The following is a 14,397-nucleotide window of genomic DNA, read 5'->3' on the forward strand; positions in this document are numbered from 1 at the left end:
TGAACCAGTATATCATGAAGGATAATGTCAAGGTCAGGTAGTATTCTCTTCGAGAATCTCCACCTTTCCCTTGACATTATCTTGGGGGTGAAGTGTTACCAATCATTGACACCTATACAGAACAGAAATCTACATCTCCTCACCGCACCTTGACAACTTCATAGCTCTTTTGCACGAGGATGCTTGATCTGAATGTGCATTTGGGAATTTTTATCCTGCACGTCTGATCAGTGCATACGCTTGAGTAAATAACTGAGGCAGGGAATGATGAGGTGGGAAGGTGCAATTGTAACTTGTTGGCTTAGCAAAGATGAAAGGTTAAAAAGGTGAATTATATGAATAAGGTTCAGTTAATGGGAAGATTAACAAGAAATCCGGAATCAAAATATGTTGGAGGTTCCGGTGACACGTTGATGGTGAAGTACACGCTTGCGGTTGATCGCAGATATCGTGGAAGCAACAGTACCGCATCTGATTTTATCAATTGTGTGGTTTATGGCAAGGGAGCTGAGTTTGCCATGAAGTGGTTGAAGAAGGGAATGAAGATAGTTGTGTGTGGTCGAATTCAGACTGGTAGTTATACCGGTAAAGATGATAGAAAGGTTTATACCACAGAGGTCGTTGTAGATGAGCATTATTTTGCGGAAGGCAAAGCAGCTGAAGTAGATAATACGCAGGAAACAAAAACAGACAGTGAGGGATTCATGGAAGTTCCGGAAGGTGAGGAATTACCGTTTGAATAATCTCTGAAGCAAGGCTGAAGAGCGCACTTATATACTTTTAGCAAAGTATGTGCGTTCTCCGAAGGAAACCGTTCTGAAAGCTATTTCAGAAAAGGTTTTGCGGATTAGAAATCCGATGAAGAGAAAGGTTTTTAAAGAAAGGTTATTTACATATGGCAAGAAAGAAATCATTTGAAGAGTATCGAGAAGAAAATTTAAGAGAACAGGAAAAAATCAAACAGCAGATTGAAGATGCAAGATTAAAACAGTTGCAGGCAGAGCATTGTATTCAACGGGCAGAAAATCAGATCGGTTACCAGAGAAAGAAAAAAGATAAGGCCAGAGTACATCGTCTGATTACAAAGGGTGCTGCGATTGAAGCAATTTGCAAAGATACACAGTATCTGATGGAATCGGAGTTTTATGAATTGATGGATGAAGTGTTGAATATTCCAGAGCTGCAGTTTCATTTGCGTGTAGCCGATATGGTACAGGGAAGAATGGGAATTGTAGAGGAGGAGTAATTTGGGGTGTTATCATTTTCATTTAACGCAGCTATCCAGAGGACATGGACAGTCAGCAATTGCAAGTGCGGCGTATCGTTCCGGTGAAAAACTTTACAGTAGTTATTATGGCGAAGTGAATGATTACACAAGAAAAGGTGGAGTGATTCTTTCAGAAATTCATTTGCCCGATCATGCTCCTGAAAGATTTAAAGACAGAGAAACTCTCTGGAATGAACTGGAGTGGGAAGAGTCAAATAAGAAAGCACAGCTGGCACACAGTTTTGATATTGCTTTTATGAATGAATTTTCTATGGAAGAAAATATCGAACTGGCAAGAAGATTCGTCCGGGAACAGTTGGTTAGTCGAGGTATGATTGTAGATCTGGCGATTCATGATCCAAAGCGATTAGATGATAAAGAACCAAATCCTCACATGCATATCATGGTTCCAATCCGTCCTTTGAAGGAAGATGGTACATGGGATGTAAAGCAGAAAAAGATTCCGATTCTGAAAGAAGATGGGACACCGGTTTTAAATAAAAATGGCAAACCAAAAATGAAAGCTGTGCCGGTAAATGATTGGAGCAGTAAGGAAACTTTGACGGAGCTTCGAAAAGCATGGGCGAATCTGTGCAACGAGCTCTATGAAGAAAAAGGTTTGCCACAAAGAGTAGACTGGCGTTCTTATGAGGAACTTGGTGTGAATCAGATTCCAACAGTTCACGAAGGACCATCGGTTCGAGCTATGGAAGCAAAAGGGATGGAAACTGCTCTTGGAAGCCTGAATCGGATGATCCGTAAATTTAATCAGATGCTTCAAGATGCAAAAGAACTTTTGTGGAAAGCAATGTTTCAGGAAGGTCAGCTTCAGGAAAAAATGATGCTTACAAAGAAACCTACCATTGCAGAGTATTTGATGGAATATTATGAGCAGAGAAATGAAGTGGCAGAGACATTTGCATATGGAACACAAAAGGCAAAGACAACAAATCTGAAAGAATTTACAACCACCATTTCATTTCTACAACAAGAACACATAGATACTCCGGATGAACTGACAGCAAGGATGCAAACATTAGAAAAATTAATTCGGGAGAAAAAGAAAGGAATCGAGGACAAGGCAGCAACGCTGTCTTTAGCAAAAGAAGGAATCCGTGCCTGGGATGAATATCAGAAAATGCAGCCGATATATGATGAACTGAACCAGAAGAAATGGTTTAAGGAGAAATACAAAGAGGAACACAAGTCAGAGCTGAATCGATATTATCGTGCCAGGCGAGTGTTACAGGAAAATCGAAATGATGATGGAAAGGTTCCGGTTCATAAGTGGGAATATGATAAATCTGTTTTACCCGGTGAGATAGCCGCATTGAAAGAAGAGAAAGATGCTCTATTTAGAGAACTGAAAACATATCAGAAGATACAGAAAAATATTGAAACTGTTTTAGATGATAAAAATGAGAACTCTGTTTTAGAAGCACTTGAAAAAAAACAAGTGGAAGTAAAACAAAGAGAAGTTGAGAAACCAAGGAAACGGAATCGTGGTATGGAACTATAGAGAGAAGGTGATGCGTTGGAAAAATATACGGAGGATCAGATTACAAGAGCCAACGAAGTGAATCTGGTTCGATTTCTTTCTTCAAGAGGGGAACGCTTCAAGAAAGCAGGCAGAGAATATCGTTGGGAAAAGCATGACAGTGTGACCATTTGTGAAAATAAATGGTATCGGCACAGTCAGGGCAAAGGTGGTTGGCCGGTTGATTTTATGATGGAGTTTTATGATTTGAGTTTTCCAGATGCAGTAAAGGAGTTACTGGGTGGAGAGGAGGCCAGGGTTGGTTTGAAAACTTCTCTTTCTGAGAAAAGGGCAATTCCCTATGTGGAGGATGGTGGCCTTGCAGTAGCAGACCCCATCCCCACAAAAGAGATGGTGCTTCCTGAAGCAGATGAGAATCAAAATCACATTATGGAGTATCTGGTTGATCAACGAAAACTGGATAAAGATATTGTGAGTGAATTTATCAAGCGAGGAGATATTTACCAGGAGAAAGACCATCAAAGAGTTGTTTTTGTTGGTAGAGACTCCGAAGGTAATCCACGATATGCCAGCTGGAGAAATGCAGGAGAAGAACAATTACGTGGAGATGTATCTGGCTCGCAAAAGGAATATGGTTTTAAAAGCGTAGCATTCTGGGATGAGGATAAGCAAAGAAAAAGATTAGCAAGAAAGTTGTATGTATTCGAATCACCCATTGATCTACTGTCTTTTATTACATTATATCCAAAGTACTGGCATGAGAATCATTATTTGTCACTGGGAGGAGTCAGTGCGAAAGCACTTAAGACTTTTCTTTCTGAACGCTCTGAAATAGAACAGATCATTCTATGTCTGGATAATGATAAAGCTGGACACGAGGCCTGCGCAAAGTTATTTGATGCGATTCCATCACGATATGCAGTGAACCAATTGGTACCGAGTAGAAAAGACTGGAACGAAGTGCTGGTAAATCGAAGTGGAGACCCGGGCGAGAAGTACTACATATCGGATGTGGAACTTCGGGGTTCTAGTGAAAAAATGATTCCAGTCAGAAAGATGACAGAGATTACAGAGACGGTAGTGGAGTGGTTATGGTATCCATTTATTCCGTTTGGTAAGGTTACATTGATTCAGGGTGATCCGGGACAGGGAAAAACATGGCTTGCCATGCATCTGGCTGCAGCGTGTACCAATCGAAAGGAACTGCCGAATGAGCTCCCGATGGATTCTTTCAATGTGTTTTACCAGACTGCAGAAGATGGAATTGGAGATACGATTAAGCCGAGGTTGATGAAATGTGGAGCAGATATGGAACGTGTGCGTGTCATTGTAGAAGATGATGCCATGCTGTCCCTTACTGATCCGAGGTTGGAACTGGCAATTAAGCAGAACAATGTAAAGCTTCTAATCATGGATCCGATTCAGGCTTATCTTGGACCGGATGTGGATATGAACAGAGCAAATGAGATTCGTCCATTGTTTCGATATCTAGGGGGAGTGGCAGAACGAACAGGTGCAGCAATTGTTCTGATCGGACACTTGAATAAGAATGCCGGAACACATGCTAATTATAGAGGTCTTGGATCGGTAGATATTTCAGCTGCGGTTAGAAGCATTATATTAGTCGGAAAAGTGGAGAAAGAAACCGAAAGGGATGTGCGAGTAGTGATTCAAACAAAAAGTTCATTGGCGCCAAAACCTACACCGGTCGCATTTACATTGGAAAACAGTAAGTTGGAGTGGATTGGTGAATATGAAATCACCGAGCAGGAATTGATGTCAGGAAAAGCTGGAAAGCAGAAGGAAACAAAGTTGGAGCAGGCAATGAAATTGATACGACAAATCCTGACAACAAGAAATCTTATGTACGTGGCGGATTTGGATGCAGAGGGCAAGAAACTTAAAATCTCAGATCGAACCATGCGAGATGCAAGAAGAAAATTAGAAGACGAACTGGATTATGGGTTCGAGAATTCCAAGAAAACAGTTTGCCTTAAGAAGTGAGTTTGGCAAAGGAACTGGTCAGGTTGGCAAGAATTCCCAGATACCTTGCCTGCCTGCCAGTTGCCAAAGGGGAATAGAACATAATAAGGAAATGAAGGAGATACATTTGAATCGTAATTATGAAACACCGATTTTTGAAAAATATTCATTAAGTATAGAACAGGCTGCTGATTACTTTGGAATCGGGCAGAAGAAATTGCGTCAGATAGTGGCTGACCACGAAGGTGCTGATTTTATTCTTTATAACGGCAATCGTGTCCAAATTAAGAGGAAAAAATTCGAGTCATTTTTGGATAAAACATCAGCAATTTAAGGGATTACGCAAAGAGCCTCTTCATGATATACTAACTGTGTGCTATGGCAGAGGCTCTCTTAAATTTAGGAGGTTAGCACATATGAGTCAGAAGCGACGTGATAGCAAAAAACGTGTATTACGCGACCGAGAGAGCCAATGCAAGGATGGTCGTTACAGATATAGTTATTTAGAAAACGGAAAACGAAAGGATGTTTACAGTTGGAAATTAGAACCGACAGATAAGTTGCCTGCAGGAAAGAGAGACTGTGTTGCTCTGAGAACAATGGAAGAAGAGATCCTGAAGAAACAGCTCTTGGGGAAACCGAATTGTCCTAAAATGACAGTAAATGAATTGGTAGAGCGTTACATCAAGCAAAAGCAGGGTGTGCGTGAAAGTACCAGAGCCGGTTATAAGACAGTGATAAATACCTTGAAAAAGGATCCGTTTGGAGAAAGATTTATTGATGAGATTCGTATTTCTGATGCTAAGCTGTGGCTGATTGAGTTGCAGGAAAATGGTAAGAAATACAGCACCATTCATACCATTCGAGGTGTGGTAAGACCTGCATTTCAGATGGCTTTGGAAGATGATATCTTAGATAAGAATCCATTTGCCTTTGAACTTGCTACGGTTCTGGTAAATGATTCAGAAACGAGAGAAGCTCTTACCAGAAAGCAAGAGAGACAGTTTTTGGAGTTTGTGAAGAATGATAAGCACTTCTCAAGATATTATGAGGCAATATACATTCTTTTCAAAACCGGTATGAGAATCTCTGAGTTCTGTGGATTGACGATATCTGACATCAATATGAGAGAGCGAACCATCAATATAGATCATCAATTACTTCGCACTTCGGGAATGAAGTACATCATTGAAGATACCAAATCCACATCAGGAACCAGAGTGCTTCCCATGACTAATGAGGTTTATGAGTGCTTTAAAACCATTTTGAAAAACAGGAAGAAACCAAAAGTTGAACCAATCGTGGATGGAAAAGCTGGTTTCTTATATTTGGATAAGAATGGAAAACCTATGGTAGCACTTCACTGGCAGAAGTATTTTCAGCATATTCGCGAAAAATACAATAAGATTTATCGAATCCAGATGCCAAAAGTGACACCTCATGTATGCCGTCATACTTACTGCAGCAACATGGCAAAGACAGGAATCAATCCAAAGTCATTACAGTATCTGATGGGACATGCGGATATCAGTGTTACTCTTAACACATATACTCATGTAAGATTTGAAGATGCGAAGGAAGAATTACAGAAACTAAAGTTAGTCAATGCCTAGTGTTTTAGGCATTTTTAAGGGATTTCATCCATGGCAGACTAACTGTGGGAAAACCAGTTGAATTTCCCACACTTTTCCCACAATCAAAGGAAAAGATATGCAAAATCTTGCTAAGATACGCCAGGAGAGTATGAAAACATGAAAATGCTCAAACCCTTGGAAATACGGCATTTCTTGGCAAAATCGAGCAAAATATGGAGGTTGAAACACATGATTAAAGTACTTTTCATCTGCCACGGCAATATCTGCCGTTCCACCATGGCACAATTTGTTTTTCAGAATATGGTCAACCAGTCTGGCTGCCAGGCAGATTTCTACATTTCTTCGGCTGCGACCAGCCGGGAGGAGATCGGCAACGGCCCGCACTATGGAACCGTACAGAAGTTACGACAGGTAGGTGTACCTGTGCTGGAGCATCGAGCAAGACAGATGACCAGAAGGGATTATGATGAATACGATTACCTGATCGGGATGGATTCGGCCAATATCCGGAATATGAATCGGATTGCGGGAGGGGATCCGGAAGGGAAGATCCACAAGCTTCTGGCGTTCGCCGGAGCGTCAAGGGATATTGCAGATCCATGGTATACAGGTAATTTTGACAGAACTTATGAAGATGTTGTGGAAGGATGCGAGGCATTGCTTTCCTATCTTCTCGAGAATGAAACGCAGCACCGGTGGCGGTAACCGATGCTGCATTTTTTCTGTTGCTATGCATCCGAAGATTTCTTATTTTAGCCAAGTCTGGCAGATAAATTTCCCTACATTTTTATAAAAGTGAATGAAGATAGCTCTGTTTATGAATTCTTAGAGGTTCTGAATTATTATAAGGCAGTTATACGGAACTAATAAGATTTTACACAGATTTAACACAAATCTTATTTCCCTCATACACACTTTCGATAAAATGATTCCGACATAGGAAACAATGTCTGACGATGAAGGAGATTTGTTTAAGAGGGAAAAAATATGAATGAAAAATTACAGATTGTTTTTGGATTGTTAGGTGGCCTGGCGGTATTTATCTATGGCATGAATCTGATGAGCGAATGTCTGCAGAAGGCAGCCGGTGAGAAGATGAAGAGTATCCTGGCGCTTCTTACCAGGAATCCGATCATGGGAGTGCTCGCCGGAGCGCTGACAACGGCTGTGTTGCAGAGTAGCAGTGCGACGACGGTTATGGCGATTGGTTTTGTAAGCGCGGGGCTGATGAGTCTGCCGCAGGCAATCTCCATTATTCTGGGTGCGAATATCGGTACGACTATGACGGCACAGATCATTGCGTTTAAGATCAGTGATTACATATATATTATTATCTTTATGGGATTTATCGTGTCTTTTTTGTCCAAATCAGAAAAGGTAAAGAATATCGGACAGACGATCTTTGCATTTGGTCTTCTGTTCCTTGGAATCGAGACCATGGGCGGTGTGATGAAGCCGCTGGCTTCCAGCCCGGTATTTACGGATATGATCGCAAAGGTTGCAGATATTCCGGTTCTGGGTGTTGCGGTTGGTACATTGATGACACTGGTGGTGCAGAGCAGTAGTGCGACGATCGCGGTGCTTCAGAACTTCGCATCTCAGGCAGGACCGGATGGTGTGACCAGTATTCTGGGACTGGCAGGTGCGATCCCGATTCTTCTCGGAGATAATATCGGTACGACGATCACGGCGCTTCTGGCGAGTGTGGGGCAGTCGAAAGATGCGAAGCGAACAGCGGTGGCACACTGTGTATTTAATATCTCCGGATGTCTGTTGTTCATCTGGTTTGTAAAGCCATATGCCGCACTGATTCAGTATCTCTCTCCAAAGGGACCGGAAGTAGACGTGATTTCCAGACAGATCGCAAATGCACATACTCTGTTTAATCTGACAATGACGGTTATCTGGGTTGGCCTGATCGGTTTGATGGTAAAGATTGTAACGAAGCTTGTTCCGGACGGAAAGAAAGAGATTGTGGAGTTGTCAACTCCGCTGTATCTGGATGATAAGATGATCAGTCAGCCGGCAGCCGCACTTCAGCTGGTGGCAAAAGAAGTGGTTCATTTAAGTGATCTGGTGAAAGAGCAGATTCAGGGCATTCTTGAAATTGTGAAAAGTGAAGATACAAAGCAGATTGATACCATGAAAGAAAAAGGTGTACAGATCAGTGAGCTGTATGACCGGATCACAGAATATCTGGCAGGGCTGTTCTCTTCCGGTTCGCTGACAGAGCAGCAGGCGTCTCAGACGGCGAGTCTGATGTATATCTTAAGTGACGTGGATCGTATGGGTAATCTGTCTGTGGAATTGGCAGACTGTATTCGGGAAAAGGTGACAAATAAGTACAAATATTCGCAGGATGCAATGGATGATCTCGCAAAGAGCTTAAAAGCCATCTCAAAGATGTTTGATTCGGCGATGGATGCTTTGCAGAACGGCGCTCCGGATCAGGCGGATAAGATCCTGAAGCGTAAGGACAAGATCCTGGATCTGGATATTAAGATGCGAAAAGATCATGTGCAGCGTGTCAGCAAAGGACAGTGTAAGGCAAGTCTTACGGCACCGTTTACCAGAATCCTGCACAGTATCGACCGTATGGGCAACAGCTGTATTAACCTGGCAGATGTGGCAATCAATGATGTCAGCTTCAATTATTTCCTGACGGTAGAAGAAAAATAATGCCTGAAGTATATTTCCGATGAATTTTGCAGAATATAAGGATGAGTGATCACTGCCTGTGTATTTTAGTGAAATGTGTGAAAGGAAGAATCGGAAAATGGATCAGCAGACAACGAAATTATTAAAGGAATGCAGACGGGGATGTCGGATGGCGCTAAACAGCATCGAGCAGATCGGTGAATATGTAAGGGATACAGAGCTGAAGCGGGTGTTCAGGGAATATCGCGACAAGTACCGGAAGATGGAGGAGGAAGCCATTCGTCTGTCAGGAGGATGTGCGCAGGAAGAGACGGCATCTGATAAGATGGCGGAAGCATTTTCCTGGGTGACAGCGGAAGTGAAGCTAAAGATTAAGGATGACAGTACACAGATTGCGAAGATGATGATGGATGGCGGGAACATGGGAGTCAAGTCAATCGCAGAAAAGAGGAATCAGTGCCCGGATGCATCCGGAGACAGCATTTCGCTGGCGAAACAGTTTGAAAAGTGCAATGAGAAGCTGGCGGAAGAGATGAAGAAGTTCCTATGAGTTTCTTTGAAACAGTTGGGATGGGCGTATGGATGTTTTCTGCTTTCTTACATCCCATTTTCTTCTTATACCTGATGATATTTTTGGTTTGTGCATAATAAAAAGGGCGATAATGCAAAATTCATGCATTATTGCCCTCTTTCAATCTCGGAACACAGTTGAGAAGCGTATCTTCTGGCAGGCAGCGGCAAGATATTTCCTATACGCCCAAAACATGTGCGCTACGTCGTTCTACGCGTTCCATCTTATCCGTGACAAGATTTTATCTGTGTCCCCACATCCTGGCGAATCAAATGTGTATTTGTCCCTAACAGCAGTGGCACATTACCATAAAAACAAGGCTTTTTCAAGCCTTGTAACCATTTTCTGGCAGGAGTAGAATAAGGTTCCATAAAGGAAATATGTAAAGTAATGTCAGGGAGGGAGAACGGATGCGGTACAGACCGGAGGAACTATTGCCGCTGGTAAAGGAATTGTCGGAGAAGTATACGGGAAAAGCCAGCACATCCATTACCTATGAGGCGGCGCAGCAGCTGATGAAGGCAGTGTTATACTGCATTCAGGAATACACTTTTGGGGCAGGGAAGGACGTTCTGTGCCCGGGAAAGAAGGTGTCTGCCAGAGAAGCATATGAACTGGGATATGAGCTGGTTCTCAAGAAGACGCAGGATGCGAGAGAATGTTACAATCAGGTTGTGGAATATTTTGACAGCTACGGAAACCGGGCGTATGAGGAGACGTTTCGGAAAGGGATCCCGGAATTCTTCCTGTGGTATGATGCGAGACTGAAACCACAGGAGCATATACTGACACTGGATTATCCAGCTCTTGGAAACGATGTGAAAGTCTGTGGAATTGACCGGATATATGAGTATCTTTGGAGTATCGACAAGGAACAGCAGTTTCTTTCACGGTTTCCGAAGGCATATGTGAGAGCTGTGAACAGGGAGCGGTATCCGGAGTATGAGGAGTACTTTGTAAATGTGTGTCAGACGCCGCTTCGCAGAATACTATGCTGTATGCTGGCGGAGATTGACCTGACTGAAACGGAGCTTTCAAAAGAAGAATATCTGCAGATCGAAGAGGCGCTGTACATGAATGAGGTGAAGGCAAAGGAGCTGAAAGGTCGACTGGAAGTGGCACTGAAGATTCTTGTCAATCAGATATATGGAGGAGAGGAAGAACTGTATCGATATCTGAGCAGAGACCTGGATGATCTGGCATTTGAACTGAAAAACGGGATAGAGAATCATTGTCTGAAGGAGGTCATTGGATAATGGATGAGATGTTTGCGCTGATGGAGGAGGAACAGAGGAAACAGGAGCTTGCGCGGGTGATGGAGTGTAACCGCCATTCGGAACAATTTGGGCTTGCGCTGACTGAAGAACAGGCGCAGGAGCTGATGGTTCACAGAAAAGATACACTGAAGGAGAATCGGAGAGTGGAATTCGGGGAAGGAATTCTGCCGCAGATTATCGAGAACTTCTGCGATTCTCAGTACATAGACAGCAGCACTTATGTGGAAACGCTGGGAAGATTGCAGGAGATCTTTTATCATTATAAAAATGAATCGATGGATGAACTGACGGATCAGGAGCTGCTGGAATTCATGCGGCAGCAGTTTGAGGAGGTATGTTTCGGAGATCTGGAATATCTGGAGAGCACTTGTCTGGAGCGATATGCAAGGAAGATCCGGGAAACACATGCTGATACATTTTACAAGGGATTGCGGGATGAGTATCGTCTTCATGTGACAGATAATGAATATCAGAACCTGTCCGAGGAGAGCAGATGGGATTATGAATTATATCGTGCAAGTCTGGAAGATATGGAGTAAATGGATGTTTCTGTGATATAATCATAGAAAATATGATTGCAGAAGATGTGACTGTAAATGATGCGATTGTAATGCATGTGGCTGCAGAAGGGAGAAGATACTTTGTTATATACGATACCGGATTATTATCATCAGTTCCAGTGCGTGGCAGATCGGTGTGAGGATACCTGTTGTGCGGGCTGGCAGATTGTAGCAGATCGGAGAGCGCTGGAGAGATATCGAAAGGTAAGAGGGCCTTTCCGAAAAAAGCTTCGAAGTTCTGTGGACTGGAAGGAGGGGACTTTCCGGCAGTCTGAAGATAAGAGGTGTGCATTTCTGAAAGAGGATAACTTATGTGAGATGTATACCGAACTGGGGAAAGACAGCCTGTGCAGAACCTGCAGACGTTATCCCAGGCACGTGGAGGAATTTGAAAATGTCAGAGAGATCACGTTGTCGGTTTCCTGTCCGGAGGTGGCGAAGATTCTGCTTGCAAAGAAAGAGCCGGTGAAGTTCCTGTCGTATGAAAAAGAGGGCGAAGAGGAATATGAGGATTTTGATCCATTTCTGTATTCGGAGCTTCTGGACGGGCGGGATCTGATGATCCGGATTCTGCAGGACCGGAAGAAACCGCTGGATCTGAGAGCCGGTCTGATCCTTGCGATTGCACATGATATGCAGGTGCGGATCAAAAAGGGAGAGATATTCTCCTGTCAGGAGGTATTGGAACGGTATCAGACGAAAGCGGCGGAGGCATATGTTCAGAAGAAGGTTCAAGAGGCTCAGAGCAATGAAGAACAGCAGTTTCGCTATGTCAGACAGATGTTCTGGAATCTGGATCAGCTGGAACGTCTCCGGGACGACTGGGAGCCGTATCTTCGGGAAGCGGAAGCCCTGCTTTATCGGAAGGGACAGAAGCATTACCTGGAGGTTCGGAAAGAATTTTCTGACTGGATTGGCGTACACATGCCGGAATGGAGTGTACAGTGTGAACAGCTTCTGGTTTACTTTCTCAGTACTTATTTCTGCGGGGCAGTGTATGACGGAAGAGCCTATGCGAAAGTGCAGATGGCGGTGATCAGCGTACTTTTGATCCGGGAACTTCTGGCGGCGCAGTGGCTGAAGAATGAAAAAATGCTGGAGATGCAGGATGTGGTGGAGACTGTGTATCGGTATTCCAGGGAGCTTGAGCATTCTGATCCGAATCTGAATCAGATGGAAGAGATGATGGAAGAGCAGCTGGTGCCGATGTTCTGGAAGCAGATATAAAGGGCATATGAATGACAGGTGACAGAAGGGAATAGATATATGGAAGAGAATAGAAATTACCAGACAGAATCAGACAGAGAGAAAAATCGTGAAACGGTTCGGCAGTTATTTGAGTTTATTACGGCAAGTCCAAGCCCGTTTCATGCAGTACAGAATATGAGGCAGAGGCTGGAGGCAGAGGGCTATCAGCAGCTTTTGGAGAGCCGCAGCTGGGAATTACAGGAAGGCGGCAGATATTATGTGACCAGAAACGGATCTTCGATTCTGGCATTTCGGATCCCGAAGAAAGATTTCCGGGGATTTCAGATTATGGCAAGTCACAGTGATTCCCCGTCTTTTAAGATCAAGGAACATCCGGAGATGGAAGTGGAAGGACAATATGTGAAGCTGAATGTGGAGCGTTATGGCGGGATGCTCTGTGCACCATGGTTTGACCGACCGCTTTCGGTGGCGGGAAGACTGGTGGTGCGGGAAGGCAGTCGTCTGGTGACGAAGCTGGTATCTGTGGACCGGGACCTTGTGATGATTCCGAATCTGGCAATCCATATGAACCGGGAAGCCAATGATGGTTATAAATACAATGCGCAGAAGGATCTGCTTCCGCTCTATGGAATGGGATGTGAAAAGGGAACTTTCATGAAGCAGATTGCAGAGGCGGCCGGAGTATGTGCAGAGGATATTGTGGGTAATGACCTGTTCCTGTATAACCGGATGGGAGGAAGTATCTGGGGAGCAGAGGAGGAATTCATGTCCATCGGTAAGCTGGATGATCTGCAGTGCGCGTTTGCGTCCCTGCAGGCATTTCTGACAGCAGAGGATGGAGACAGTATCCCGGTACATTGTGTCTTTGACAATGAAGAAGTCGGAAGCGGTACGAAGCAGGGGGCGGCATCTACATTTCTTCTGGATACACTTCTTCGTATCAATGAAGGTCTCGGCCGGACAAACGGACAGTATCATCAGGCACTGGCTTCCAGCTTTATGTTGTCCGCGGATAATGCACATGCGGTTCATCCGAATCAGGCGGATAAGGCATGTCCGACCAACCGCCCGTATCCCAATGGCGGCGTCGTGATTAAATACAGCGCGAATCAGAAGTATACCACGGACGGAATGGCGGCAGCGGTATTTACCAGGATCTGTGAAGCTGCGAAGGTTCCGTATCAGACATTCCTGAACCGTTCGGATCTGCCGGGTGGTTCAACTCTTGGCAATATTTCTAATACGCAGGTGGCGCTGAATACGGTGGATGTCGGCCTGGCACAGCTTGCCATGCACTCACCGTATGAGACCGGCGGTGTGAAAGATACGGATTATCTGATCCGTGCGGCCAAGCAGTTCTATCAGACTTCTGTTGTGGAAGAAAGCGAAGGAGTATATAAGTTATGGTAAATTGTATATTTGTGGGACTGGGCGGTTTCATCGGGGCAGTATGCAGGTATCTGATCGGTCTGATTCCGATGAAGGCACAGCCCGTATTTCCTGTGAAAACATTTCTCATTAATATCATAGGTGCATTTGCAATTGGCCTGATCGCAGCGCTGGCAGCGAAGAATTCATCTGTGGATCCACATCTGATTCTGTTTCTGAAAGTGGGTATCTGCGGCGGATTTACAACATTTTCTACATTTGCATTTGAGACGACAGATCTGCTCCAGAGTGGAAATACAGGGGTCGCACTTACGTATGCGGTTCTGAGTGTCGTGTTGGGAGTGCTGGCGGTGTTTGCAGCACAGGTTCTGGTGAAATAGGAGGAGAGAA

General features: G+C 44.0%; 14 protein-coding genes. All 14 read left to right on the forward strand.

The features are described from left to right. Positions 1-335 precede the first annotated feature (335 nt). Positions 336-743, forward strand: a complete 408-nt coding sequence (locus ABE547_RS10280; protein ID WP_347378692.1) for a single-stranded DNA-binding protein — start codon at positions 336-338, stop codon at positions 741-743. Positions 744-895: 152 nt separating this feature from the next. Further along, positions 896-1,246, forward strand: coding sequence for a DUF3847 domain-containing protein (locus ABE547_RS10285; protein ID WP_235395657.1), 351 nt, complete (start codon positions 896-898; stop codon positions 1,244-1,246). Between the two features lies 1 nt (position 1,247). Further along, on the forward strand, positions 1,248-2,786 hold the full coding sequence (gene mobQ / locus ABE547_RS10290; RefSeq protein ID WP_347378693.1) for a MobQ family relaxase: 1,539 nt from the start codon (positions 1,248-1,250) through the stop codon (positions 2,784-2,786). 15 nt (positions 2,787-2,801) lie between these two features. Then, the gene (locus ABE547_RS10295) at positions 2,802-4,769 is read left to right on the forward strand and encodes an AAA family ATPase (RefSeq protein WP_347378694.1); all 1,968 of its coding nucleotides are present in this window, start codon (positions 2,802-2,804) and stop codon (positions 4,767-4,769) included. Further along, complete coding sequence (locus tag ABE547_RS10300; protein WP_347378695.1) at positions 4,726-5,082, forward strand: excisionase; 357 nt, start codon at positions 4,726-4,728, stop codon at positions 5,080-5,082. Before ABE547_RS10295 ends, ABE547_RS10300 begins: the two co-directional genes overlap by 44 nt. An 82-nt stretch (positions 5,083-5,164) precedes the next feature. Further along, a complete protein-coding gene (locus tag ABE547_RS10305; protein ID WP_347378696.1) occupies positions 5,165-6,361 on the forward strand; it encodes a tyrosine-type recombinase/integrase in 1,197 nt (398 codons plus the stop codon). 210 nt (positions 6,362-6,571) lie between these two features. Then, the gene (locus ABE547_RS10310) at positions 6,572-7,048 is read left to right on the forward strand and encodes a low molecular weight protein-tyrosine-phosphatase (protein ID WP_347378697.1); all 477 of its coding nucleotides are present in this window, start codon (positions 6,572-6,574) and stop codon (positions 7,046-7,048) included. Positions 7,049-7,330: 282 nt separating this feature from the next. Then, positions 7,331-9,022, forward strand: coding sequence for a Na/Pi cotransporter family protein (locus ABE547_RS10315; protein ID WP_347378698.1), 1,692 nt, complete (start codon positions 7,331-7,333; stop codon positions 9,020-9,022). Between the two features lie 97 nt (positions 9,023-9,119). After that, complete coding sequence (locus ABE547_RS10320) at positions 9,120-9,551, forward strand: hypothetical protein (protein ID WP_347378699.1); 432 nt, start codon at positions 9,120-9,122, stop codon at positions 9,549-9,551. A 431-nt stretch (positions 9,552-9,982) separates the two neighbouring features. Further along, a complete protein-coding gene (locus tag ABE547_RS10325; protein WP_347378700.1) occupies positions 9,983-10,828 on the forward strand; it encodes a DUF6179 domain-containing protein in 846 nt (281 codons plus the stop codon). After that, positions 10,828-11,388: a DUF6323 family protein gene (locus ABE547_RS10330; RefSeq protein ID WP_347378701.1), complete on the forward strand. Its 561-nt coding sequence runs from the start codon at positions 10,828-10,830 to the stop codon at positions 11,386-11,388. Before ABE547_RS10325 ends, ABE547_RS10330 begins: the two co-directional genes overlap by 1 nt. A gap of 102 nt (positions 11,389-11,490) precedes the next feature. Then, positions 11,491-12,636 carry a flagellin lysine-N-methylase gene (fliB, locus tag ABE547_RS10335; protein ID WP_347378702.1) on the forward strand — a complete coding sequence of 382 codons (1,146 nt, stop codon included), beginning with the start codon at positions 11,491-11,493 and terminating at the stop codon, positions 12,634-12,636. Between the two features lie 39 nt (positions 12,637-12,675). Continuing rightward, on the forward strand, positions 12,676-14,028 hold the full coding sequence (locus ABE547_RS10340) for a M18 family aminopeptidase (protein WP_347378703.1): 1,353 nt from the start codon (positions 12,676-12,678) through the stop codon (positions 14,026-14,028). After that, a complete protein-coding gene (crcB, locus tag ABE547_RS10345) occupies positions 14,022-14,387 on the forward strand; it encodes a fluoride efflux transporter CrcB (protein ID WP_347378704.1) in 366 nt (121 codons plus the stop codon). The genes ABE547_RS10340 and crcB overlap by 7 nt, the downstream gene beginning before the upstream one ends. Positions 14,388-14,397: the final 10 nt, after the last annotated feature.

Source organism: Dorea sp. YH-dor226 (genome assembly GCF_039832105.1).
Taxonomy (GTDB): Bacteria; Bacillota; Clostridia; order Lachnospirales; family Lachnospiraceae; genus Dorea_A.